Origin of the sequence: Bradyrhizobium sp. AT1 (assembly GCF_001590795.1) — a bacterium.
Classification (GTDB): Bacteria; Pseudomonadota; Alphaproteobacteria; order Rhizobiales; family Xanthobacteraceae; genus Bradyrhizobium.
This window is the reverse complement of sequence record NZ_JXDL01000001.1, coordinates 5641720-5664266: the sequence shown is the minus strand read 5'-3', so window position 1 is coordinate 5664266 and position 22547 is coordinate 5641720. Positions and strand designations below refer to the sequence as shown.

Below are 22547 nucleotides of genomic sequence, written 5' to 3'. Positions count from 1 at the left end.
AGCCGCGATCGGCATCGACGACAAGGCGGCGACCGCGACGCGCGGCTGGTTCAGGATCGATCCCGCCACCTGCCGCGTGGTGGTGCAGGGCACGCTGATGGCCGACCGCATCCTGCTCCACGCCCGTGCGCTCGGCGTCTATGGTGCCTCTCCGATCCCGCAGAACGGCAGCGACATGCTGTGCGTAGCGCAGGACAATTTCGTCATTGCGGCCGCGCGGCAGTGCCGCAGCGGCCAGGCGCAAGTCGCGTTCACGCAAGTGACGCCGACGCAGGCGGCGGACGGCAACCTCACCGCCTACCTCGCCGAGGATTCCGAATATGACGACGAGCAGGCCCGCCTCGCCGGCATCCAGCGCCTGCTGGTGATCGCGGGCTACGACGTCGGTGCAATCGACGGCGTCGACGGACCGAAGACGCAGGGCGCGCTGGCCGCCTTCCTGAAAAGCCGCGGCTTGTCCTCCGACGTCGTGGGCTCGCAAAGCTTCTTCAAGACCATGGTCGATGCGGTGCAGACGCCGTCCGCGACCGGCCTCACCTGGTGCAACGACACCTCGCACAAGGTGATGGCGGCGATCGCGACCGACGACGGCAAGTCCGTGACCAGCCGCGGCTGGTATCGCATCGATCCCAAGACCTGCCTGCACCCCGACGTGACCGGCCAGCCGAAGCAGATCTTCAGCTTCGCGGAAGCGGTCGATGCCGACAACCGCGTCGTCAAGCTGAAGGACAGGCCGCTGAACTGGGGCGGCGACAAGCAGCTCTGCACGCGCGAGACCAAGTTCGAGACCGTTGAGCAGGCCGATTGCGGCGCGCGCGGATTTTCGGCGACGGGCTTTGGCGCGGTGGATATGAGCAGCGGCGGCAAGACGCTGCGATTCGCGGTGCCGTGAATGGGAGAGTTGCGATGAGCCAACCCCGCGCCTTCTCCCATGTCGACACCTGGGTGTTCGACCTCGACAACACGCTGTATCCGCACCACGTCAATCTGTGGCAGCAGGTCGATGTGCGGATCACCGAGTTCGTGTCGAGCTGGCTGCAGGTGACGCCGGCGGAGGCTCGAAAACTCCAGAAGGATTATTACCTGCGATTCGGCACCACCATGCGCGGCATGATGACCTTGCATGGCGTGTCCGCCGACGACTATCTCGCCTACGTCCACAAGATCGACCATTCGCCGCTGGAGCCGAACCCGGCGCTCGGCCAAGCCATCGCAAGATTGTCGGGGCGCAAGCTGATCCTGACCAACGGCTCGGTCGACCATGTCGATGCAGTGCTGGCGCGTCTCGGCTTCGCCGGCCATTTCGACGGCGTGTTCGACATCATCGCCGCCGAATTCGAGCCCAAGCCGGCCGAGCGGACCTACAGGAAATTCCTCACGGACCATGCGGTCGATCCGACCAAGGCCGCCATGTTCGAGGACCTCGCCCGCAACCTCACCGTCCCGCACCAACTCGGCATGACCACGGTGCTGGTGGTGCCGGATGGAACGAAGGAGGTGGTGCGCGAGGACTGGGAGCTCGAAGGCCGGGATGCCGCCCATGTCGATCACGTCACGGATGATCTGACGGGGTTTTTGGCGGGACTCCCTCGCTAAGGCCGTAGCCCGGATGGAGCGCAGCGTAATCCGGGGCACCTCGCGCCGCGCAGAGACCTTCCCGGATTGCGCTGCGCTCCATCCGGGCTACAGGGGGCCGGGACGACGGCGGAGTTTGCCTTGACTCCGTCCGCCCAAATCCCGAAAAAGCGCCCCAATCCGTCCAAATTCCCAGTCCCCAGAGGAAATCCCGATGTCCCTTGCAGCCCTCGAATCCACCATCAACAGCGCGTTCGACGCGCGTGACGGCATTTCGACCTCGACCAAGGGCGAAGTACGCGAGGCCGTGGACCAGGTGCTGGAGACCCTGGACAAGGGCGAGGCGCGCGTTGCCGAGCGTGGCGCTGACGGCAAGTGGAAGGTCAATCAATGGCTGAAGAAGGCGGTGCTGCTCTCGTTCCGCCTCAACGACATGGACGTCATTGGCGGCGGTCCCGGCAAGGCGAGCTGGTGGGACAAGGTGCCCTCGAAGTTCGAAGGCTGGGGTCCGAACCGGTTTCGCGATGCCGGTTTTCGCGCCGTGCCGGGCGCGGTCGTGCGCCGCTCGGCCTTCATCGCCAAGAACGTCGTGTTGATGCCGTCCTTCGTCAATCTCGGCGCCTACGTCGATGAGAGCACCATGGTCGACACCTGGGCCACCGTCGGCTCCTGCGCCCAGATCGGCAAGCGCGTGCACATCTCCGGCGGCGCCGGCATCGGCGGTGTGCTCGAGCCGCTGCAGGCCGAGCCGGTCATCATCGAGGACGATTGCTTCATCGGCGCGCGCAGCGAGGTCGCCGAAGGCGTGATCGTCCGCAAGGGCGCGGTGCTGGCGATGGGCGTGTTCCTGGGCGCCTCGACCAAGATCGTCGACCGCGAGACCGGCGAGATCTTCATGGGTGAAGTCCCCGAATATTCCGTGGTGGTGCCCGGCGCGCTGCCCGGCAGGCCGATGAAGAACGGCCAGATCGGCCCGAGCACCGCCTGCGCTGTCATCGTCAAGCGCGTCGACGAGCGCACGCGCTCCAAGACCAGCATCAACGAGCTGCTGCGGGATTAAAGCGCGTCAGTCGAACCGAAGTCCAGGCTGGTACGACCAACCTGCGGAACCGCGAGCCGCAGGCCCGGTCCGGAGGGTGCGATGGACTTCGTCCGGCTATTGTTCAGCTTCAACGGCCGCCTCAACCGCGCCAGATACCTCGTCGTGGAGCTGACGCTCCTCGCGCTCTGGGCCATGACCTGGCTCAAGCCCTTGTTTCTGGTCTCGTCACCGCAAGCCTTGAGCTGGATGGCCGCGATCCCGATGGTCTGGATCAACATGGTCACGACGGCCAAAAGGCTTCACGACCGCGACAGAAGCGGCTGGTGGGCACTTGCCGTTTTCGTCGTCAATCGTCTCTCCTTCCTCTATTACGGGGCCTATTTCGGACTCTCGTTCGGCGTCGACGTTCCGATCGCCGGGCAGATGCTGCTCGTGATGCTGGCGATTGCCCTGTCCCTGCTGCAGACCTGGATCGTCATCGAGTTGTTTTTCCTGGCAGGGACCGACGGGTCCAACCGGTTCGGGCCGGATCCGACGCGCAGCGCTCGTGCCGCTGCCGCCACGTCGCGTCCCGAGCCGCATGGTCTTCCAGATTTTCTCGTGCACAGGTCTGGCTCCGCCTCGCAGAGCGCGAGATAGACGCCGCGGTGCGAATCCCGCGCTCGCGGAACGCACCGAGACCTCATCGAACCCCCTCTCGCACCTTCGCGACCAATCTTCGGGCGGCCCCTGCCGCCCGGAGCCCCTCGTATGGACTGGACCTGGTATCTCTTGCGCTTCGACGGCCGCGTCAACCGCGCCCTGCTGTGGCAGGCGCTTCTGATCGTCGCGCTGCTGGCGGGACTGCTCGGCGTCATCGGCCAAGTGATCCATCTCGTCGGCGCCCGTGGCACATCGAAGCTATCCCTGACGGTCGATTTCGACTTCGGCCTCGACGATCTGTTCAAGTTGGTCGACCCCCGAACCTATCGCTCGCCGGCCTCATTCGACCGCACGGATATGATCCTGAAGTCATCCGGTCTGGCGCTGTTCACGTGGATCTTCCTGGCGACCACGATCAAGCGGCTGCATGATCGCGACAGGGGCGGCTGGTGGATCATCCCGTTCTGCGTCGCGCCCGGCCTGTACAGTCAGTTCTCGGACCTGTTGCCCAACGCCCGCTGGATGCTTCCGTTCAGCCTCACCGCCTCGACCCTGTGGCTGTGGGGGTTCATCGACATGTTCTGCATGCCCGGCAGCGAGGGCCACAACCGCTTCGGTCCCGATCCGCTGGCCAAGGTCGAGGACGCCGTATCGCCCTCTGCCGATAGCTGGGACCAGAGCCGCGAGATCGAAATTGTCCCGCCCAGCGCTAGCCCACCCGGCGGCATGCATGTTAAGCGGGGCGCATGACCGATGCTCTGTCCATTGCCCGCGATCTCATCCGCTGCCCCTCGGTAACTCCTGAAGATGCCGGTGCACTCGGGGTGCTCGAAAAAGCCCTCGGTGCCGCAGGCTTCACCTGCCACCGCGTGACCTTCAGCGAGGAAGGCACCGCCGACGTCGACAATCTCTATGCGCGGATCGGCACCGAAGGCCCGCACATCACGTTTGCCGGCCACACTGACGTCGTGCCGCCGGGCGACGAAAGCGCCTGGACCATCGGCGCGTTCTCCGGCGAGGTGAAGGACGGCGTCCTGCACGGCCGTGGCGCGGTCGACATGAAGGGCGGTATCGCCTGCTCGGTCGCCGCGGTCCTGGAGCATCTGGCCGCGAACGGCGGCAAAGCGCGCGCCGACGGCAAGGGCTCGATCTCGTTCCTGATCACCGGCGACGAGGAAGACGTCTCGATCAACGGCACCATCAAGCTCTTGAAATGGGCCGCCGAGCGCGGCGAGACATTCGACCATTGCGTGCTGGGCGAACCCTCCAATGTCGAGACGCTCGGCGACACCATCAAGGTCGGCCGCCGCGGCTCGCAATCCGGCACGCTTTATGTCGACGGCGTGCAGGGCCACGTCGCCTATCCGCATCGTGCGGCGAATCCGGTGCCTGACATCTCCAGGCTGATCGTGGCGATCTCCGACGAGCCGCTCGACCATGGCAGCGCGCAATTCCAGGCCTCCAATCTCGAATTCGTCTCCGTCGATGTCGGCAACAAGGCCTTCAACGTGATCCCCGGCGAGGCCCGCGCCAGGTTCAACATCCGCTACAACGACAACCATACCCAGGCGTCCTTGCGCGAACTGGTCGAGGCGCGCGTGGCAAAAGCCTGCGGCAACCGCATCAAGGCCCGCATCGTCTGGGAGCCCTCGAACTCCAACGTGTTCGTCACCAAGCCGGGCTCGTTCACCGATCTTGCGGTGGCCGCGATCGAGGACGTGACGGGCCGCAAGCCGGAGCTGTCGACATCAGGCGGCACGTCGGATGCGCGGTTCATTTCGAGCTACTGCCCGGTGATCGAGTTCGGCCTAGTGGGGCAGACCATGCACCAGGTCGACGAGCGCGTGCCGGTGGCGGATCTGGAGAAGCTGACGAAGGTCTATCGCGGGATTTTGACGAGGTATTTCGGGTGATATCCCCCTCGCCCCGCTTGCGGGGAGAGGGTTGGGGTGAGGGGGACTCTCCGCGAGGACCGTAGCAGTTGGACTCGCGGAGGCTCCCCCTCACCCGGAATTTGCTTTCGCAAATTCCGGCCTCTCCCCGCAAGCGGGGAGAGGCGAAGGCCTTAATAATCCACCTTCATCAGATACAGCCCTTCCGGCGGCGCGACGATGCCGCAGGCGGCGCGGTTGCGGGCGGCGAGTGCTGCAGAGAGATCATCCGCGGTCCAGCGGCCCTCGCCGACCCAGACCAGCGATCCCACGATCGAGCGCACCTGGCTGTGCAGGAACGAGCGCGCCGACGTCACAATCGTGATCTCGCGTCCATCCCGCTCGACGTCGAGCTGGTCGAGCGTCTTCTCCGGCGACTTGGCCTGGCACTCGGTGTCGCGAAACGTCGTGAAATCGTGCTTGCCGAGCAGGCGCTGCGCCGCCGCATGCATTGCGTCGGCATCGAGCTTGCGTGGCACGCGCCAGGCGTGGCCGATGTCGAGCGCGAGATTGGCGCGGGTGTTGATGACGCGATAGCGGTAGTGCCGCTTCACCGCCGAGAAGCGCGCCTCGAAACTATCAGGAACAACTTCGGCCTCCAGCACCGCGATCGGATGCGGGCGTAGATGCGCGTTCAGCCCATCGCGAAAACGGCCGAGCGGAAATGGCTTGTCGACATCGACATGCGCGACCTGGCCGCGCGCGTGCACGCCGGCATCGGTGCGGCCGGCACCGTGCACGCGTAGATCCGCACCGGTCATCGCCTTCACGGCGGCTTCCAGCGCGCCCTGCACCGAGGGCAGCGTGTCCTGGATCTGCCAGCCGAAGAACGGCGCGCCGTCATATTCGATGGTGAGCTTGTAGCGGGGCATCTATCCGATTTTGTCCGGTGTCATTGCCGGGCTCGACCCGGCAATCCATCGCCTGGGAAAGAGTTTTGTTAGAAGATGGATACGCGGGTCAAGCCCGCGTATGACGAGTTGGCTAGCTGAACCTCGCGCCGGCCTTCACCGGCGTGCCGCGCAGGAAGTCCGCGGCCTGCATCCGGCCCTTGCCCTCGCGCTGCAGCTCACTGATGCGGATGGCGCCCTCGCCGCAGGCGATGGTGAGCTGCTCATCGAGCACGGCGCCCGGCGCGCCCGCACCTTGCGCCAGCTCGCAGCGCAGGATCTTGACGCGCGCATTCTCGAGCTCGGCCCAGGCGCCCGGGAACGGCGACAGGCCGTGGATGTGGCGCAGCACCGCGCGCGCCGGCTTGCTCCAGTCGATCCGCGCCTCGGCCTTGTCGATCTTGGCGGCATAGGTGACGCCGTCCTCGCTCTGTTTCCTAAGCTGCAGCCCGCCACGATCGAGCGCGGCCATGGCGCGCACCATCAGGTCGGCGCCGAGGCGGGAGAGGCGGTCGTGCAGATCCAGCGCCGTCATGCTGTCGGTGATCGCAAGACGCTCGGCCATGGCAACGTCGCCCGTGTCGAGACCGACATCCATCTTCATCACCATGACGCCGCTCTCGGCATCCCCGGCCATGATCGCGCGGTTGATCGGCGCCGCGCCGCGCCAGCGCGGCAGCAGCGAGGCGTGCAGATTGTAGCAGCCGAGCTTTGGCGCATCGAGGATCGCCTGCGGCAGGATTATGCCGTAGGCGACCACGACGGCAGCATCGGCCTCGAAGGCGCTGAACTCGTCGAGCGCTTCCTGGGTTTTCAGCGTCTTCGGCGTCAGCACGGGAATGCCGAGTCTTCGCGCCGCTTCCTCGACCGGGGTCGGCTGCAATTGCAGGCCGCGCCGCCCGCCCGGCTTCGGCGCGCGGGTGTAGACAGCCACGATCTCATGGCCATGCGCGACCAGTTCGAGCAGCGTCGGCACGGAGAAATCGGGCGTGCCCATGAAGATGAGGCGGAGGGGCATGTGGCGAGACAATCCTCGGAGCGAGCAAGGTACCCGTCATGGCCGGGCTTGTCCCGGCCATCCACGTTCTTCCTGCCCGCGGCGCTAGAGAACGTGGATGCCCGGGACAAGCCCGGGCATGACGGCGGAGGACGTAGTTACTCCGCCCGCTTGGCGGCTTTCTCGAACTTCTTGATCACGCGGTCGCGCTTGAGCTTCGACAGATAGTCGACGAACAGGACGCCGTTGAGATGGTCGATCTCGTGCTGGATGCAGGTGGCGTAGAGGCCTTCGGCGTCCTCCTCGTGCACCTTGCCGTCGAGATCGGTGAAGCGCACGCGCACTTTCGCGGGGCGCTCGACCTCCTCGTAATATTCGGGGATCGAGAGGCAGCCTTCCTCGTAGACCGACAGCTCCTCGGACGAGGCGATGATCTCTGGGTTGATGAAGACGCGTGGCAGCGGCTTGGTCTCGCCGTTCTCGTCGCGCTTGGCGAGGTCCATGGTGATCAGCCGCAGCGGTTGCGCGACCTGGATCGCCGCCAGCCCAATGCCGGGCGCGTCGTACATGGTCTCGAACATGTCGTCGGCAAGCTTGCGGATCTCCGAGGTGACCTTCTCGATCGGCTTGGAGACCAGACGCAACTGCTTGTCGGGCAGGATGATGATTTCTCTGAGGGCCATGGCCGCGATTTAAGCCGCATGCCGGATGCGGTCAATGCGGAGAGGAACCCCGTTAACCCCTCGCTAACCATAAAACTTCAGCTTTCGTTAACCATAAAAATTAGGGGGTGATTAACCCCTCACGTTCCCTATTCGTTCGCGAATATCGGCGAATCGCGCTAGAAGGGCACATGAACGAGATTATTTTCCTGATTGGCGACTGGCCGGTGCGCACCATCGATGCGTTGATCGGCTTCGGTGCACTCGTCCTCATCCTGCTGATTGTCATTGCCGTTGTGATCGCCCGCTCCGGACGGCGCGGCGCGGAACTCGCGATGGCGCACGCGATCCGGGCCGACGAGCTCGAGGAACGGCTGAGCGAGGTGCTGCGCGCCCAGAGCGAGTCTTCCGGCCGGGTCGACGCCATGACCCAGGCCCTGGCGGGGCGTCAGGCCGAGATGGCGCGAGCGGTCAACGAGCGGCTGGATTCGGTGACCCATCGCGTCGGCCAGTCCATGGAACATTCGACCCGCAACACCATGGAGAGCCTGCGCGCATTGCACGAGCGGCTCGGCATCATCGACAGCGCGCACAAGAACCTCACCGACCTCACCACGCAGGTGACGACCTTGCGCGACGTGCTCGCCAACAAGCAGTCGCGCGGCGCGTTCGGCCAGGCGCGGATGGAGGCGATCGTCCAGGACGGCCTTCACAAGGGGGCCTACGAGTTCCAGTTCACGCTCTCGACCGGCAAGCGGCCCGACTGTGTCGTGTTCCTGCCCGACCAGCGCCCGCTCTGCATCGACGCGAAATTCCCGCTGGAGGCGATGACGGCGCTGCACGACGCCCGCACCGACGAGGAGAAGCGCGTTGCCACGCAGCGGCTGCGCGCCGACGTGATGAAGCATGTCAGCGACATCGCCGAAAAATATCTCATCACCGGCGAGACCCAGGAGATGGCGCTGATGTTCGTGCCGTCGGAATCGGTCTACGCCGAGATCCATGACGGCTTCGACGACGTGATCCAGAAGGCCTACCGCGCCCGCGTCGTGCTGGTGTCGCCCTCGCTGCTGATGCTGGCGATCCAGGTGATGCAGCAGATCATGAAGGACGCGCGCATGCGCGATGCCGCCGACCAGATCCAGACCGAAGTGATCAAGCTCGGCGACGACCTCGGCCGCCTGCGCGACCGCGTGGTCAAACTGCAGAAACATTTTTCCGACGCGAACGAGGACGTCCGCCAGATCCTGATCTCCGCCGACAAGATCGAAAAGCGCGCAGGGAGGATCGAGGAGCTCGATTTCAGCAAGACCGATGCGCCGGAAGGTCCGCGGCTAGTGGCGGGCGCAGGCGAGCTGTTTCCGCGGAAGCTCCAGGCGGGGGAGTGAATGAGGGCACACTGTCATGCCCCGCGAAGGCGGGGCATCCAGTACGCCGCGGCAGTCGTGATAGGGCCGAGGTGCTGGTGATTACTGGATCGTCCGCCTTCGCGGACGATGACACCGGGAGGGCGACGACACCTGCTTTGTGACTGGCGGGAACGACACCGCCCCCCAGAATCTGCTAACACCGCCCCATGACCGCACCCGACGCGACCTCCCCCGCCGCCGCTCCTGCGACCTCCTGGCGCGATAGTCTTGCCGTTTACCTGCAGCCGCGGGTGCTGATCGTGCTGTTCCTCGGCTTCTCCTCGGGCCTGCCGCTGGCCTTGTCGGGCTCGACACTGCTGGTGTGGATGCGCGAGGCCGGGGTCGATCTCAAGACCATCGGGCTGTTTGCGCTGGTCGGCACCCCCTACACGCTGAAGTTTTTGTGGGCGCCGCTGGTGGATGCGCTGCACGTGCCGCTGTTCACGCGTGCCTTCGGACGACGCCGCGGCTGGCTGCTGTTCTCGCAGCTGCTGCTGATCGTCGCCATCCTGCTGCTGGCGATGACCGATCCGGCACGCTCGCCGTTCTACGTCGCGCTCGGCGCGCTGCTGGTGGCGACGACGTCGTCGACTCAGGACATCGTGGTCGATGCCTTCCGCGTCGAGAGCCTGCCGGAAAGCGAGCAGGCCGCCGGCATGGCAGCTTATGTCGCGGCCTACCGCATCGGCATGCTGGTCTCGACCGCGGGCGCGCTGTTCATCGTCTCGGGTTTCGAGAGCACCGGCATCACCCGCACATCGGCCTGGATGTGGGGCTATGTGGTGATGGCCGCGATGGTGCTGATCGGCACGATCACGGCGCTGGCCGCGACCGAACCCGGGCAATCGGTGCAGGCTGAGGCCGCGACGAAAACGGAGACTGCGTTCGCGCGCGTGCTGCACGCCGCGATCGGAGCGTTCTCGGAATTCCTGTCGCGCAAGGACGCGCTCGCCGCTCTCGCCTTCGTGGTGCTGTTCAAGTTCACCGATGCGTTTTCCGGCACGATGACCGCGCCGTTCGTGATCGACCTCGGCTTCACCCGCAACGACTATGCGGCGATCGTGAAGGGCGTTGGCCTCGCCGCGACGCTGATCGGCGGCTTCGCCGGCGGTTTCGTCGCGCGGCGCTATCCGCTGGCGGCATCGCTCTGGATCGGCGGCGTGGTGCAGGCGCTGGCCAACCTGACCTTCTCCTGGCTCGCCATCGTCGGCACCAATCAATGGGCGCTGGCGCTCGCCATCTGCGCCGAGAATTTCACCAGCGCCATCGGCACCGTGATCTTCGTCGCCTATCTCTCCGCGCTGTGCCAGAACCCGCTGCATACTGCGACGCAATACGCGCTGCTCACCGCGCTCGCGGCGGTGGGGCGGACCTATCTTTCGTCAGGCGCGGGCTTCGTGGCGGCGGCGACCGGTTGGCCGGCGTTCTTCGTGATCTGCGTGCTGGTGGCGATCCCGAGCCTGGTGCTGCTGGCTTGGCTGCAGAGGCGCGGGCATTTCGAGGCGCTCGGGCCGGTGCGGGTGTGACGGTCTCGTAGGCGGGCAAGGGCGCAACGCCGATCATGCTTTAGCGCTGCATCTCTTTTCTAATGCGTCCATTGAGAGCCTCGAAATCAGCGACCAGCGCATCGCAAGCGACCCTGGACGCTTCGCACAGCACGTTCATCCGGATGACGACGTCGCTTCCTTCCTGCACGACGCGGCGCTGAATGGCCGCCGGATAGGCCGGGTGCCCCGCAGGTGGAAACGACCACAGGCTCAGCGTGGCTCCGTCCTCGATCACGGTCCAGCCAGATCGAACGGACGTCTTCACCCCGGGCTTGGCGCGCAGCGCCTCGAGGGCGGCTGCGGCGGTCGGATAAGACGCAGCGTCCGGTGCAGCCGAGACCGGCCAAGGAGTTGCGCCGGCCAAGACCAGCAGGAACGCAAGGGCTATTTCCCGCACAGCAAAGCGATCTCCCCAAAGTCAGACCGCTTGCACTATGCGCGACACACAACCGGAGAGCAAGGAGCGGTGCTGATCGCCGGCGCGGCCAAATCGTCCTCTCCTACTTCCTGATGATGCTCCACTTCGTGATCACGGCTTCGCTCATCTGGCCGGCATCGCTGGCGCAGGCGATCTCGTCGACCTTCACGGAAATTTCCTTGCCGACGAACGATTTGAGCTGCGTGGCCTGCGCGTCGCTGGAGGTGACGAGCTGGAACGTTTCAGGGCCGGTCTCGAGATTGCACAGCCCGTTCGGGGCCGGCAGGCGGCGCGGCTCGGAGGTGATCTGATACATCGGAATCCGCTTGCCGTTCTTGCCGTCGCGCACCTTCATCGCGTTCAGCTCGCCCGACAGCACGTCGCCATTGTTGATCGGCTTGCCGGGCTTCGACGGCGGCGGCGCCTCGTCGCCCTGCTGCGCGGAGATGGCCGGGGTCGCCAGCATGGCCATCGTCGCGACCAAAGCCAATCGAGTGGCGAAAAGTTTCGTCATGTCGTTGCGTTCCGTGAGATCTCTGGGATGGCTAGAACAGGGTCCGCTGCCGCATCGCTGCCGATAGCGTACCTTCATCGAGGTAATCAAGCTCGCCGCCGACGGGAACTCCATGGGCAAGCCGCGTCACCTTCACATTGGCGTCCTGAAGCAGGTCGGTGATGTAGTGCGCGGTGGTCTGGCCGTCCACCGTCGCATTCAGCGCCAGGATGATCTCGTGCACCTGCGAATCATGGGCCCGCGCGACCAGCGCGTCGATGGTCAGATCCTGTGGCCCGACGCCGTCGAGCGGCGACAATGTCGCGCCCAGCACATGATAGCGCCCTTGAGTCGCATTGGCCCGTTCCAGCGCCCAGAGGTCGGCGACATCGGCGACGACGACGATGATGGCGGGATCGCGCTTCGGATCGGTGCAGACGGTGCAGGGATTTTGCGTGTCGATGTTGCCGCAGGTCTTGCAGACCTGAACCTTGTCCAGCGCCACCTGCATGGCCGAGGCCAGCGGCATCATCAACGCTTCGCGCTTCTTGATCAGGTGCAGCGCGGCGCGCCGCGCCGAGCGCGGGCCAAGGCCGGGCAGCCGCGCAAGCAGCTGGACCAGCCGCTCGATCTCGGGACCTGCAACCGCGCCCATCTTACTGGCCGAACAGCCCCGGCGGCAGGCCGAGCCCGCCGGTAAGGGCCTGCATCTTCTCCTGCATCGCGGTCTCCGCCTTGCGGCGGGCATCGCCCATGGCGGTGACGAGCAGGTCTTCCAGCACCTCGCGTTCTTCCGGCTTCATCAGCGAGGGATCGATCTTGACGGCCTTGACGTCCATCTTCGCGGTCATGCGCACGGCGACGAGACCGCCGCCGGAGATGCCCTCGACCTCAACGTTGGCCAGAGATTCCTGCATCTCCTGCATCTTGGATTGCAGCTGCGCCGCCTGCTTCATCATGCCGAGAAAATCAGCCATGGGTGCGTGTCCTCAGAAAGAAAGATGGCTCAGAGATCGTCGTCGCCGTCGGAACCGTCGGGCGGATCGTCACTGCCATAGTCGGTGTTTATATTGGTTTCCGGCGTCTCGGGGGCAAGCCTGCGGACCTCGACGACCTTCGCACCGGGGAAACGCGACAGCACCTCCTGCACGCGCGGATCGGCTTCCGCGGTCCGCGCATGCTCCTGCTTGGCGGCCTGGTTCACCGAGCGCAGCGTCGGCTGGCCCTGCTCGTTGGACACGACGATGGTCCAGCGCCGGCCGGTCCACTGCTCGAACTTCTTGGCAAGCTCGGAGATCATGGTCTTGGAGGCGTTGGGCTCGAGCGCGACCTCCAGCCGGCCCTCCTCGAAACGAACAAGGCGCATGTCGCCTTCGAGCGCGCTCTTGGTCATGATGTCGCGCTTCTGTCCGGCGAGCGCGACGAGCTGGGTGAAGCTCGTGACGCGGAGCTGAGGCGCCGCACCTTGTGGATCCGGCGCGGGCGCCACCATCTGCGGCCGGGCGCCGCCACCGAACGCAGTCGGCGAGGATGTCGGCATGCGCACGGGGGCGCCAGACATCGGCGTGGCGGACGCCATCGGCGCGGCCGGCGCAGTGCTGCGCGCGGCACCGCCGCCGGTCACGACCGGCGAGCCGCCGCCGTTCTGCTCCAGCATCTTGATCGCTTCATCCGGCGTCGGCAGGTCGGCGACATAGGCGATGCGCACCAGCACCATCTCGGCAGCGGCAGCGGGACGTGTCGCCGCCTGCACCTCGGTGATGCCCTTGAGCAGCATCTGCCACATGCGCGACAGCACGCGCATCGAGATTTTCGAGGCGAACTCCTTGGCGCGGACGCGCTCGGTCTCGCCGTAGGCGACGTTGTCGGCGGTCGCCGGCACGATCTTCACGCGGGTGACGAAATTGACAAATTCGGCGAGGTCCGAAAGCACGACGATCGGGTCGGCGCCGACGTCGTACTGATCGCGGAATTCCTTGAAAGCGCTCGCGATGTCGCCGCGCGCGAGCGAATCGAAGAGGTCGATGACGCGGGTACGGTCGGCGAGGCCCAGCATCTGCCTGACGGCGTCCGCCTTCACGGTGCCTGCGGCATGCGCGATCGCCTGGTCGAGCAACGACAGCGAATCGCGCACCGAGCCCTCGGCGGCGCGCGCGATGATGCCGAGCGCCTCCGGCTCGATCTCGACGTTTTCCTTCGCGGCGATGTTGGCGAGGTGCTTCATCAGCACGTCGGCCTCGACACGGCGCAGGTCAAAACGCTGGCAGCGCGACAACACCGTGACCGGAACCTTGCGGATCTCGGTCGTCGCGAACACGAACTTGGCGTGCTCCGGCGGCTCCTCCAGCGTCTTCAGGAAGGCGTTGAACGCCGCCGTCGACAGCATGTGGACTTCGTCGATGATGTAGACCTTGTAGCGGGCGCTGGCCGGCGCGTAGCGCACGCTGTCGTTGATCTGGCGGACGTCGTCGACGCCGGTATGCGAGGCCGCGTCCATCTCCAGCACATCCATGTGCCGGCTTTCCATGATCGCCTGGCAATGCACACCGAGCGTCGGCATATGGATGGTCGGGCCCTTCACCGAACCGTCCGGCATCTCGTAGTTGAGCGCGCGGGCCAGGATGCGCGCGGTGGTGGTCTTGCCGACACCGCGCACGCCGGTGAGGATCCAGGCCTGCGGAATGCGTCCGGTCTCGAACGCATTGGAGACGGTGCGGACCACCGCTTCCTGGCCGATCAGATCGTCGAAGCTGGAGGGGCGGTATTTGCGCGCCAGCACCCGGTACGGCGCATTGCCAGCTGGACCGGCGCTATCGGGGTTCGGAGGGGCGCCAGCGTCGGTCATAGGTCGATCCGCAATGAAATGTCTCGTGGCCGGCTTTTGCGGAAAGGAGCGCGCTGGCGGCTGGTGCCGCCGGCGCTGGTTCGCTCGAAAAACAGGTAGGAGACTGACGAGCGACCCGATCCGGACCTCGTTAGGGCTGCTTCCTTCCGGACCTGACCCGGTTGGCGAGTGGCTCGTCCACCGCCAATCTCCCGGTCTCTATTTGGGGCCAAAGGAGCCGGAAAGCAAGCGGGTATCGCCCGGATCAGGTTGGTCCTGCCCAGCATCCAGGCAATTGCTGGCCTGCCCAGCCGATAGGCTGTGCTTTCGCCGGTGGGACCACCTTGCTAAGAACGCTCCATTGGAACCCCATCCAACCAGAAAAGCAGTGATCCCAATGGTTACACGTCGTGATGTTGCATCGATTGTCGGACTTGGTGCCGTGACCGCAGCCGTGCTGGCCGCGCCTGCCGTGGCCCAGACCGCCGAGCCCAACGAATCGACCTTCGCCCGCATCCGCCGCACCAAGAAGATGCGGATCGGCGCGGTCGGCGGCGGCGCGCCCTATTACATGAAGGATCTCTCCAGCGGCCAGTGGAAGGGATTCTACATCGACATTGCGAAGGGCCTCGCTGACGACATGGAGGCCGAGCTCGAGATCACCGAGACCACCTGGGGCAATTCGGTGCTCGATCTGCAGGCCAACAAGATCGACATCTTCTTCGGCCTCAACCCGACCCCGAAGCGCGCGCTGGTGGTGGACTTCTCGGTGCCCGTCTTCAACAACGCCTTCGCCATCCTCTGCAAGAAAGACTTCAAGCCGAAGAGCTGGGCCGAACTGAACTCGCCCGACATCAAGATCGCGGTCGACCAGGGCTCCTCGCACGACCAGGTCGTCAGCCGCCTGACGCCGAAGGCGCAGATCACGCGGCTGAAGACCGCCGACGACGCCACCGCCGCGCTGCAGACCGGCCGCGTCGACGCGCAATGCCTGATCACGATGCTGTCGCTGACCGTGCTGAAGAAGAATCCCTCGCTCGGCCAGCTCGTGCTGCCGACCCCGATCTTCGCCACCACCTCGAACGCCGGCTTCCGTCGCGAAGCCGACAAGACCTGGCGCGACTACGTCAACACCTGGATCGACTTCAACAAGGGCCTCGGCTTCATCCGCAACGCGATCATCACCAACATGGAGTTGGTGGGCGTGACGGAAGCGGACATTCCGCCGGGCGTGTCGTTGTAAGTTTTCACGGTCATTCCGGGGCGCCCGAAGGGCGACCCCGGAATCTCGAGGTTCCGGGTTCTCGCTTCGCGAGCCCCGGAACGACGGTGCGAGATCGCACCTACGACGAGTCAAGACACGCATGTATCAGTGGGACTTCGGCATCCTCTGGAGCTATCGCTGGCTCTTTCTCAACGGGCTTGGCGTCACCGTCGGCTTTACCGTGGTGATCGTCGTGCTCGGCCTGGTGTTCGGTCTGTTCGGCGCGTTCGGCAGCCTGTCACGCTTCAAAGCGGTACGCCTCCTCGCTCTCACCTTCATCGAAGCGTTCCGTTGCACGCCGCTCCTGGTGCAGCTGATCTGGTTCTATTACGCGCTGCCGATCCTCGCCGGCGTCGAGATGACGCCGATCACGGCCTCGGCGCTGGCGCTCTCGCTCTATGGAGGCTCGTTCTATTCGGAGATCATCCGCGGCGGCATCATCTCGATCGACAAGGGCCAGTCGGAAGCCGGCGCCGCGCTCGGCATGACGCCCGGACAGAGCATGCGGCGCATCGTGCTGCCGCAGGCGATCAAGCGCATGATTCCGGCGCTGATGAACCAGTCGATCATCCAGTTCAAGAACACCTCGCTGGTCTCGGTGCTCGCAGTCCCCGACCTCGTCTATCAGAGCCAGGTCGCCGCCCATGACAGCTACCGGCCGCTGGAGACCTACACCGCGGTCGCAATCGCCTACGCGGCGATCCTGATCCCGCTCACCATTCTCGTCCGGCGCGGCGAGAAGCGACTGGCGGTGAGCGAATGAGCGAGACGCAAAAGATAGAGATCCGAGCCTTACGCAAAAGCTTCGGCAGCAACGAGGTCCTGAAGAACATCAATCTCGACGTCGCCAAAGGCGGCGTCGTCGCGCTGATCGGTCCGTCCGGCTCCGGCAAATCGACGCTGCTCCGCTGCATCAACCTGCTGGTCGTGCCCGACGGCGGCAGCGTCCGCGTCGGCGACACACGCTTTGCATTCGGCGACGGCGCGAAATTGCCCGACGTGAAGACTCTGGCCAAATTCCGCGCCACCACCGGTATGGTGTTCCAGCATTTCAACCTGTTCCCGCACATGACGACGCTGCAGAACGTGATGGAGGGTCCGGTCACGGTGCGGCGCATGGCGAAGGCCGATGCGGAAAAGCTTGCGCGGGCGCAGCTCGCCAAGGTCGGCCTTGCGGAGAAGGCGGACCAATATCCGGCGACACTCTCCGGCGGCCAGAAACAGCGCGTCGCGATCGCGCGTGCGCTCGCCATGGAGCCCGACGTGATGCTGTTCGACGAGGCGACCTCGGCGCTCGATCCGGAGCTTGTCGGTGAGGTGCTGAACGTGATCCAGCAGCTGGCCTCCGAAGGCATGACCATGGTGATCGTGACGCATGAGATCGCCTTTGCCCGCGAGGTCGCCGACCGCCTGATCTTCATGCGCGACGGTGTCGTCGTGGAGGAAGGCCCGGCGCGGCAGGTGATCGACAACCCCAGGGAAGCCGCAACGCGCGCCTTCCTCAGCCATTTCCACCGCACCGGCGCATTGCCGCCGGCCAATGCAGCATCCTGATGCCTGATATCGATCGCGTTTATCTCGTCACCGGCGCCGCCAGCGGCATCGGCCGCGCCACCGCAAAACTGCTCGCCGCGCCCGGCACCGGGCTGCTGCTGCACACGCGCTCCAACGCCGGAGGTCTCGATGCCACCGCGCTGGAGGCTCAAGCGCAAGGCGCGGTGGTCGCAAAATGTCTCGGCGATCTCGTCGAGGAAGCCGCGATCACCGACGCCATCACCGCCACGCAAGCTGCATTCGGCCGGCTCGATGGACTCGTTCTCGTCGGCGGCCATGCCCGGCGCGGTAGTGCGATCGGCACGCCAGCCGATCAGTTTCGTCAGGCGATGGATGAATCGGCGCTCGCGTTCACACGTCTCGTTGATGCCGCTCTGCCGCTGCTACGTGCGGGACACAATGCACGGATCGTCGCAGTCTCATCGTTCGTGGCGCACGCGATCCGGCCCGAATTCGCGCCGTTCGCCGCGACCGCCGCGAGCCGCGCCGCGCTGGAAGCATTGGTACGGCTGACTGCAATCGAGCTCGCCAGCGACGGCATCACTGTCAATGCGGTTTCACCCGGCCTGATCGTCAAGGACAAACCGAGCGAAAGCCGGCTGTCACCCGAGCAGATCGCCGCCACCGAAGCGCTGATCCCGATGCGTCGCCGCGGGCGTCCGGAGGAAGTCGCAGAAATCATCGCCTTCCTGGCATCACCGAAGGCGTCCTACGTCACCGGCCAGGTCTGGCACGTCAATGGAGGCCTGACATGAGCGAAGCAACCGTCGAGCGCATCAGGCTGTTCCTGATCGAAAGCCCGATCAAGATGGCGCGCCTGCAGGGCGTCGGCAACGTCAAGGGCACCGTGAAACGCGTGCTGATCGAGCTGACCTCGAGCGACGGCGTGGTCGGCTGGGGCGAGGCGGCGCCGTGGGAAGTATTCACGGGAACACCTGAGGCGGCGTTCTCCGCGCTCGACATCTACTTGAGGCCAATCGTGCTCGGCAAGCCCGTACGCCGCATCCGCGCGCTGATGGCGGAGCTCGACCGCGCGCTGGTGGGGCATGCCGAGGCCAAGGTCGCCATCGAAATGGCGCTGCTCGACATCGTCGGCAAATCGTCGGGGCTCTCAGTTGCCGACCTGCTCGGCGGCCGCGTGCGCGACACCATTCCTCTCTCCTTCTCGATCGCTGATCCGGACTTCGCCGCCGATCTCGACCGCATGCGGAAAATGGTTCCGGACGGTAATGTCATCTACAAGGTCAAGACCGGCGTGAAGCCGCATCGCGAGGATCTCGACCATCTCGAAGCGATCCGGAAAGAGTTCGGCGACAAGGTCGATCTACGCGTCGACTACAACCAGGCGCTGGCGCCGTTCGGTGCCATCAAGATTTTGCGCGACGTCGAAGCGTTCGCACCGACCTTCATCGAGCAGCCGGTGCCGCGCAAATATCTCGACGTGATGGCGCAGCTGACCGCGGCGCTGGAAACGCCGGTGCTCGCGGATGAAAGCTGCTTCGATCGCCGCGACATGATGGAGGTGGTGCGCCGCGAGGCAGCGGACGCCGTCTCGATCAAGCTGATGAAGGCCGGCGGCCTGTTCGAGGGGCAAGCGATCATGGCGATCGCCGATATCGCCGGCCTGCCCGGCTACGGCGGAACGCTGTGGGAGGGCGGCATCGGCCTTGCCGCCGGAACGCAACTGATCGCGGCCACGCCGGGCATTTCGCTCGGCTGCGAATTCTACATGCCGCACCACGTGCTGACCGAGGACGTGCTGGAAGAGCGCATTGCGAATCGCAACGGCCATGTCGTGGTGCCCGACGGCCCCGGCCTCGGCATCCGCGTCAACGAAGCCTCGGTGCGGGCCAATGCACGGGTGCTGGCGGAGGCGTGAGGCGCCGCGAGGCCGCCACAAACTCGGTCGTCGTCCCGGGGCGCGCAACGCGCGAACCCGGGACCCATAACCACAGGAAGACGTGTTGGGCGGGCCGGCAATTCCGAGTCTTCGCCAAACAACTCCCTGTGGTTATGGGTCCCGGATCGGCACGCGCCCTTGGCGCGCTTGTCCGGGACGACGATCGTGTATGCAGTTGCCAACCTTCCCCTCGCTAACTGCCTATCGTATGCTCGCGCCCAACACGCCCGTTTCCCCGTCGGGCCATCCGGAAACACCTATGCCCGAACCCGCCTGGTCGCTGCATTCCCGCCTGAAAGAGGACACCATCGACATCGGCGATCTGCCGCTGTCGAAAGTGCTGGTCATCAAGGACGCGCATTATCCCTGGCTGCTGCTGGTGCCGCGGCGCACTGACGCCGTCGAGATCATCGACCTCGATGAGGTGCAGCAGGCGCAATTGATGACGGAGATCTCCCGCGTCTCGCGCGCGCTGAAGGAGATCACCAAATGCGACAAGCTCAATGTCGCAGCGCTCGGCAATCTCGTGCCGCAGCTTCATGTTCACATCATCGCGCGTCGCACCAGTGACGCCGCCTGGCCGCGGCCGGTCTGGGGCGTGATGCCGCCCTTGGCGCACGACGCCGCAGAGGTTCAGAATTTCATCAGCGCGCTTCGCCGCAAGATCTGGTTGGGTTGAAAGAACGATAATGTCAGCATTCGACGCATTTCCGCTGGGGCAGCCGGCCTTCGTCACCAACATCCTCGACCGCGCCGCGCATCTGCGCCGCGACGACGAAAAGCTGTTCGCCATGGAGCAGAAGCCGACCTCGCGCGCCTATGTCGTCTATCGCGACTCGCTGCTGGTCAAGCGCGAGGGCGACAAGATCCGCGCGCTGCTCGGGATCGACGAGGCGCTGAAGTGCGGCGCCAATCCCGGCACGATCTTCTTAGGGCTTCGCGACGGCGCCGCGATGTTCGGCATGGGCCTGTCGCAGGCGACCGCCGAGAAGCTGGTGGGGCGCGAGGACTACACCCTGACCGAGCTGCGCGGCATGGCGATGCAGGGCGCGATTCCCCCCGAGGAGCTCTCGGCGATCGCGATGGCGAAGTCGATGGTGAGCTGGCACCAGCGCCACGGCTATTGCGCCAATTGCGGCACGCGCAGCGCGATGAAGGAAGGCGGCTGGAAGCGCGACTGTCCGTCCTGCAAGGCCGAGCATTTTCCGCGCACCGATCCGGTCGTGATCATGCACGTCGCCTCCGGCGACAAGTGCCTGCTCGGCCGCCAGAAGCAGTTTCCGGCAGGGATGTATTCGTGCCTCGCCGGCTTCGTCGAGGCCGCCGAGACCATCGAGGACGCGGTGCGCCGCGAGATCCTGGAAGAGTCAGGCATTCGCTGCACCGACGTGCAGTATTACATGACCCAGCCCTGGCCTTATCCGTCGTCGCTGATGATTGGCTGCAGCGCGCGGGCCGTGAGCGAGGACATCGTCGTCGATCGCATGGAGCTCGAGGACGCGCGCTGGTTCACGCGCGAGGAAGCCGCCCTGATGCTGACGCGGACGCATCCGGACGGGCTCGCCGGCCCGCATCCCTTCGCCATCGCCCACCACCTGCTCGGCCGCTGGGTCCACGACAAGAGCTGACCGCCGATGGCGCTACCGAAGGCCGCGCCGCGCATCCTTTGCATCGGCATTCCCGTGCGCGACCTGACCTTTCGGGTCGAGGCCGGGCCCGCACGCGGCAGCAAGGCCAACGCGACGCATCTCGCCGAGGTCTGCGGTGGCAACGCGCTCAACGCCGCCATCGCGATCGCCCGACTTGGCGGCCGCGTCGCTTTCGCGGGACCGATGGGGGATGCGCGCGAGACGTCGAGCGGCTTTATCCTTGATCGCATGACCGCCGAAGGCATCGAGACCAGCCATATCGTGCGCATGCCCAATGTGAGCACGCCCGTATCTGCGATCATCATCGACGCGACGGGCGAGCGGACGCTGACCATCTATCGCGATCCTGCTCTCTGGACGGTCAAGCTGCCCGAGACCGACGAGCTGCTCGACGATTGTCAGGCTGTCCTGGTCGAGAGCCGCTGTGCGGAGTTCGCGATCTCCCTCTGCACCGAAGCACGGCGGCGCGGCATTCCCGTCATCGTCGGCGTCGACCGCGCGATGTCGTTGCAGGACGGCCTGCTGACCGCCGCCTCGCACCTGCTGTTCGCCAGCGAACAGGTGCAGGAGACCGCCGGTATCGCTGATGACGGCGAGGCCTTGAGGCGCCTCGCGCAGCTGACGCCGGCCTTCCTCGCCGCAACCCGCGGCCCGCGCGGCACGACCTGGCTGAACGAGACCGGCGAGCTTGAGGAGGCTTCGGCCTTCCCGGTGCAGGCGGTCGATACGCTCGGCGCTGGCGACGTCTTCCATGGCACCTTCGCGCTTGGCCTGGCCGAGGGCAAGGGGGCGCGGGAGGCGCTGCGATTCGCCGCGGCCGCCGCAGCACTGAAATGCACCCGCCATGGCGGCGGCCAGGCGGCCGCCCAACGCATTGAAGTTGAAGAGCTTTTGCGAGGCGCGCGGTAGAGCGATTCCACTCTCGCGCTGAGATTATGGGCTTGCTGTGGAAAGATTTTCTCTATATCAGGGAAATCAACCCCTGAAATGGAACAAAGTTCTTCAAATGACTGATGTCGCCGTCCAGATCCCCGAGACCAGCCGCCGCCTCGACGCCATCGACCGCAAGATCCTGATGGTGCTCCAGGAGGATGCCTCGCTGTCCGTCGCCGAGATCGGCGACCGCGTCGGCCTGTCCTCGACCCCCTGCTGGAAGCGCATCCAGCGGCTGGAGGCCGACGGCGTCATCATCAAGCGCGTCGCCCTCGTCGACCAGAACAAGATCGGGCTCGGCATCTCCGTGTTCGTGTCGGTGGAGAGCTCCGACCATTCCGACGCCTGGCTGAAAAGGTTCGCCGAAGCCGTCAGCGCCATGCCCGAGGTGATGGAGTTCTATCGCATGGCCGGCGACGTCGATTACATGCTGCGCGTCGTGGTCGCGGACATGCAGGCCTATGACGTGTTCTACAAGAAGCTGATCAGCGCCGTGCCGCTGAAGAACGTCACCTCGCGCTTCGCGATGGAGAAGATCAAGTCGGTGACGGCGCTGCCGATCCCGGCGGTGGTGGCGGCCTGAGTCTCACGCCGGCCGAAATACCGGCAGCGCGACGTTGACGCGGGTGCTTCCGCCCGGGGTCGCGGCGATCTCGATCGTTCCGCCATGGGCCTCGACCAGGCTGCGCACCACCGCGAGGCCGAGGCCCGCGCCGCCGGTCGCGCGATTGCGCGACTTCTCCAGCCGATGGAACGGCTCCAGCACGGTCTGGCGTTGATCGGCGGGAATGCCGGGCCCTTCATCGTCGATCGACAC

At 65.5% G+C, this 22547-nt stretch carries 26 protein-coding genes and 1 other RNA gene; 17 read left to right on the top strand and 10 right to left on the bottom strand.

The features are described 5' to 3' along the window. The 6 genes from SE92_RS26185 to dapE all read left to right on the top strand — a co-directional run. On the top strand, window positions 1–892 hold an 892-nt coding region (locus SE92_RS26185; RefSeq protein ID WP_063203764.1), incomplete at its 5' end, for a DUF1036 domain-containing protein. Window positions 893–906: 14 nt separating this feature from the next. Further along, a complete protein-coding gene (locus tag SE92_RS26180; RefSeq protein WP_063199875.1) occupies window positions 907–1596 on the top strand; it encodes a pyrimidine 5'-nucleotidase in 690 nt (229 codons plus the stop codon). 193 nt (window positions 1597–1789) lie between these two features. Next, window positions 1790–2635: a 2,3,4,5-tetrahydropyridine-2,6-dicarboxylate N-succinyltransferase gene (gene dapD / locus SE92_RS26175; protein WP_063199872.1), complete on the top strand. Its 846-nt coding sequence runs from the start codon at window positions 1790–1792 to the stop codon at window positions 2633–2635. 81 nt (window positions 2636–2716) lie between these two features. Further along, window positions 2717–3256 (top strand): DUF805 domain-containing protein, encoded by a 540-nt coding sequence (locus SE92_RS26170; RefSeq protein ID WP_084251886.1) that lies wholly within the window; start codon window positions 2717–2719, stop codon window positions 3254–3256. A 132-nt stretch (window positions 3257–3388) separates the two neighbouring features. Continuing rightward, complete coding sequence (locus SE92_RS26165) at window positions 3389–4009, top strand: DUF805 domain-containing protein (protein WP_349510042.1); 621 nt, start codon at window positions 3389–3391, stop codon at window positions 4007–4009. Continuing rightward, window positions 4006–5172: a succinyl-diaminopimelate desuccinylase gene (gene dapE, locus SE92_RS26160; RefSeq protein WP_063199863.1), complete on the top strand. Its 1167-nt coding sequence runs from the start codon at window positions 4006–4008 to the stop codon at window positions 5170–5172. The genes SE92_RS26165 and dapE overlap by 4 nt, the downstream gene beginning before the upstream one ends. A gap of 152 nt (window positions 5173–5324) precedes the next feature. On the opposite strand, the gene truA is transcribed toward dapE, so the two are convergent. The 3 genes from truA to def all read right to left on the bottom strand — a co-directional run bounded on the left by truA (window position 5325) and on the right by def (window position 7760). Then, window positions 5325–6062, bottom strand: a complete 738-nt coding sequence (gene truA / locus SE92_RS26155) for a tRNA pseudouridine(38-40) synthase TruA (RefSeq protein WP_063199862.1) — start codon at window positions 6060–6062, stop codon at window positions 5325–5327. Window positions 6063–6174: 112 nt separating this feature from the next. After that, on the bottom strand, window positions 6175–7098 hold the full coding sequence (fmt, locus tag SE92_RS26150) for a methionyl-tRNA formyltransferase (RefSeq protein ID WP_063199860.1): 924 nt from the start codon (window positions 7096–7098) through the stop codon (window positions 6175–6177). 137 nt (window positions 7099–7235) lie between these two features. Then, window positions 7236–7760, bottom strand: coding sequence for a peptide deformylase (gene def, locus SE92_RS26145; protein ID WP_063199857.1), 525 nt, complete (start codon window positions 7758–7760; stop codon window positions 7236–7238). Between the two features lie 170 nt (window positions 7761–7930). Here def and SE92_RS26140 point away from each other — a divergent pair, with 170 nt between their 5' ends. Then, window positions 7931–9127: a DNA recombination protein RmuC gene (locus SE92_RS26140; protein ID WP_063199855.1), complete on the top strand. Its 1197-nt coding sequence runs from the start codon at window positions 7931–7933 to the stop codon at window positions 9125–9127. Window positions 9128–9315: 188 nt separating this feature from the next. Continuing rightward, window positions 9316–10674, top strand: a complete 1359-nt coding sequence (locus tag SE92_RS26135) for an AmpG family muropeptide MFS transporter (protein ID WP_063199852.1) — start codon at window positions 9316–9318, stop codon at window positions 10672–10674. A 40-nt stretch (window positions 10675–10714) separates the two neighbouring features. Here SE92_RS26135 and SE92_RS26130 read toward each other — a convergent pair whose 3' ends face one another. From SE92_RS26130 to ffs, 6 genes are all read right to left on the bottom strand, one after another. After that, on the bottom strand, window positions 10715–11092 hold the full coding sequence (locus SE92_RS26130) for a hypothetical protein (protein ID WP_063199849.1): 378 nt from the start codon (window positions 11090–11092) through the stop codon (window positions 10715–10717). A gap of 103 nt (window positions 11093–11195) precedes the next feature. Further along, entirely contained in the window at window positions 11196–11627 is a 432-nt protein-coding gene (locus SE92_RS26125; protein WP_063199846.1) for a hypothetical protein, read from the bottom strand. A gap of 31 nt (window positions 11628–11658) precedes the next feature. Further along, complete coding sequence (gene recR / locus SE92_RS26120; RefSeq protein ID WP_028138898.1) at window positions 11659–12261, bottom strand: recombination mediator RecR; 603 nt, start codon at window positions 12259–12261, stop codon at window positions 11659–11661. A 1-nt stretch (window position 12262) separates the two neighbouring features. Then, entirely contained in the window at window positions 12263–12583 is a 321-nt protein-coding gene (locus SE92_RS26115; RefSeq protein WP_063199844.1) for a YbaB/EbfC family nucleoid-associated protein, read from the bottom strand. A 29-nt stretch (window positions 12584–12612) separates the two neighbouring features. Further along, the gene (locus tag SE92_RS26110; RefSeq protein ID WP_063199841.1) at window positions 12613–14451 is read right to left on the bottom strand and encodes a DNA polymerase III subunit gamma/tau; all 1839 of its coding nucleotides are present in this window, start codon (window positions 14449–14451) and stop codon (window positions 12613–12615) included. 95 nt (window positions 14452–14546) lie between these two features. Continuing rightward, an RNA gene (gene ffs, locus SE92_RS26105) (signal recognition particle sRNA small type) lies at window positions 14547–14643 on the bottom strand. Window positions 14644–14827: 184 nt separating this feature from the next. Here ffs and SE92_RS26100 point away from each other — a divergent pair. The 9 genes from SE92_RS26100 to SE92_RS26060 all read left to right on the top strand — a co-directional run bounded on the left by SE92_RS26100 (window position 14828) and on the right by SE92_RS26060 (window position 22313). Beyond that, window positions 14828–15673, top strand: coding sequence for a transporter substrate-binding domain-containing protein (locus tag SE92_RS26100; protein WP_063199838.1), 846 nt, complete (start codon window positions 14828–14830; stop codon window positions 15671–15673). A gap of 121 nt (window positions 15674–15794) precedes the next feature. Next, entirely contained in the window at window positions 15795–16457 is a 663-nt protein-coding gene (locus SE92_RS26095) for an amino acid ABC transporter permease (RefSeq protein WP_063199835.1), read from the top strand. Further along, window positions 16454–17248, top strand: a complete 795-nt coding sequence (locus tag SE92_RS26090; protein ID WP_063199832.1) for an amino acid ABC transporter ATP-binding protein — start codon at window positions 16454–16456, stop codon at window positions 17246–17248. The genes SE92_RS26095 and SE92_RS26090 overlap by 4 nt, the downstream gene beginning before the upstream one ends. Beyond that, on the top strand, window positions 17248–18003 hold the full coding sequence (locus tag SE92_RS26085; RefSeq protein ID WP_063199829.1) for an SDR family NAD(P)-dependent oxidoreductase: 756 nt from the start codon (window positions 17248–17250) through the stop codon (window positions 18001–18003). The genes SE92_RS26090 and SE92_RS26085 overlap by 1 nt, the downstream gene beginning before the upstream one ends. Further along, window positions 18000–19127: a muconate cycloisomerase family protein gene (locus tag SE92_RS26080; RefSeq protein ID WP_063199826.1), complete on the top strand. Its 1128-nt coding sequence runs from the start codon at window positions 18000–18002 to the stop codon at window positions 19125–19127. The genes SE92_RS26085 and SE92_RS26080 overlap by 4 nt, the downstream gene beginning before the upstream one ends. A gap of 280 nt (window positions 19128–19407) precedes the next feature. Then, window positions 19408–19827 (top strand): HIT domain-containing protein, encoded by a 420-nt coding sequence (locus SE92_RS26075; RefSeq protein ID WP_063199823.1) that lies wholly within the window; start codon window positions 19408–19410, stop codon window positions 19825–19827. A 10-nt stretch (window positions 19828–19837) separates the two neighbouring features. Beyond that, on the top strand, window positions 19838–20776 hold the full coding sequence (nudC, locus tag SE92_RS26070; protein ID WP_063199820.1) for an NAD(+) diphosphatase: 939 nt from the start codon (window positions 19838–19840) through the stop codon (window positions 20774–20776). A gap of 6 nt (window positions 20777–20782) precedes the next feature. After that, window positions 20783–21706 carry a PfkB family carbohydrate kinase gene (locus SE92_RS26065; protein WP_063199818.1) on the top strand — a complete coding sequence of 308 codons (924 nt, stop codon included), beginning with the start codon at window positions 20783–20785 and terminating at the stop codon, window positions 21704–21706. Window positions 21707–21803: 97 nt separating this feature from the next. After that, window positions 21804–22313: an Lrp/AsnC family transcriptional regulator gene (locus SE92_RS26060; protein ID WP_025032510.1), complete on the top strand. Its 510-nt coding sequence runs from the start codon at window positions 21804–21806 to the stop codon at window positions 22311–22313. A 3-nt stretch (window positions 22314–22316) separates the two neighbouring features. Here SE92_RS26060 and SE92_RS26055 read toward each other — a convergent pair. Continuing rightward, window positions 22317–22547: ATP-binding protein (locus tag SE92_RS26055; protein ID WP_245324696.1), on the bottom strand; the 231-nt coding region annotated here is incomplete at its 5' end.

Excerpts from the sequence above, each read along its gene's own strand:
- SE92_RS26180 (WP_063199875.1), top strand. The coding sequence starts at position 907 with ATGAGCCAACCCCGCGCCTTCTCCCATGTCGACACCTGGGTGTTCGAC.
- SE92_RS26095 (WP_063199835.1), top strand. The coding sequence starts at position 15,795 with ATGTATCAGTGGGACTTCGGCATCCTCTGGAGCTATCGCTGGCTCTTT.
- SE92_RS26115 (WP_063199844.1), bottom strand. The coding sequence starts at position 12,583 with ATGGCTGATTTTCTCGGCATGATGAAGCAGGCGGCGCAGCTGCAATCC.
- SE92_RS26110 (WP_063199841.1), bottom strand. The coding sequence starts at position 14,451 with ATGACCGACGCTGGCGCCCCTCCGAACCCCGATAGCGCCGGTCCAGCT.
- SE92_RS26170 (WP_084251886.1), top strand. The coding sequence starts at position 2,717 with ATGGACTTCGTCCGGCTATTGTTCAGCTTCAACGGCCGCCTCAACCGC.
- def (WP_063199857.1), bottom strand. The coding sequence starts at position 7,760 with ATGGCCCTCAGAGAAATCATCATCCTGCCCGACAAGCAGTTGCGTCTG.
- SE92_RS26125 (WP_063199846.1), bottom strand. The coding sequence starts at position 11,627 with ATGACGAAACTTTTCGCCACTCGATTGGCTTTGGTCGCGACGATGGCC.
- SE92_RS26140 (WP_063199855.1), top strand. The coding sequence starts at position 7,931 with ATGAACGAGATTATTTTCCTGATTGGCGACTGGCCGGTGCGCACCATC.
- SE92_RS26100 (WP_063199838.1), top strand. The coding sequence starts at position 14,828 with ATGGTTACACGTCGTGATGTTGCATCGATTGTCGGACTTGGTGCCGTG.
- SE92_RS26090 (WP_063199832.1), top strand. The coding sequence starts at position 16,454 with ATGAGCGAGACGCAAAAGATAGAGATCCGAGCCTTACGCAAAAGCTTC.
- fmt (WP_063199860.1), bottom strand. The coding sequence starts at position 7,098 with ATGCCCCTCCGCCTCATCTTCATGGGCACGCCCGATTTCTCCGTGCCG.
- SE92_RS26060 (WP_025032510.1), top strand. The coding sequence starts at position 21,804 with ATGACTGATGTCGCCGTCCAGATCCCCGAGACCAGCCGCCGCCTCGAC.
- SE92_RS26065 (WP_063199818.1), top strand. The coding sequence starts at position 20,783 with ATGGCGCTACCGAAGGCCGCGCCGCGCATCCTTTGCATCGGCATTCCC.
- recR (WP_028138898.1), bottom strand. The coding sequence starts at position 12,261 with ATGGGCGCGGTTGCAGGTCCCGAGATCGAGCGGCTGGTCCAGCTGCTT.
- nudC (WP_063199820.1), top strand. The coding sequence starts at position 19,838 with ATGTCAGCATTCGACGCATTTCCGCTGGGGCAGCCGGCCTTCGTCACC.
- dapE (WP_063199863.1), top strand. The coding sequence starts at position 4,006 with ATGACCGATGCTCTGTCCATTGCCCGCGATCTCATCCGCTGCCCCTCG.
- SE92_RS26080 (WP_063199826.1), top strand. The coding sequence starts at position 18,000 with ATGAGCGAAGCAACCGTCGAGCGCATCAGGCTGTTCCTGATCGAAAGC.
- SE92_RS26075 (WP_063199823.1), top strand. The coding sequence starts at position 19,408 with ATGCCCGAACCCGCCTGGTCGCTGCATTCCCGCCTGAAAGAGGACACC.
- SE92_RS26085 (WP_063199829.1), top strand. The coding sequence starts at position 17,248 with ATGCCTGATATCGATCGCGTTTATCTCGTCACCGGCGCCGCCAGCGGC.
- dapD (WP_063199872.1), top strand. The coding sequence starts at position 1,790 with ATGTCCCTTGCAGCCCTCGAATCCACCATCAACAGCGCGTTCGACGCG.
- SE92_RS26135 (WP_063199852.1), top strand. The coding sequence starts at position 9,316 with ATGACCGCACCCGACGCGACCTCCCCCGCCGCCGCTCCTGCGACCTCC.
- truA (WP_063199862.1), bottom strand. The coding sequence starts at position 6,062 with ATGCCCCGCTACAAGCTCACCATCGAATATGACGGCGCGCCGTTCTTC.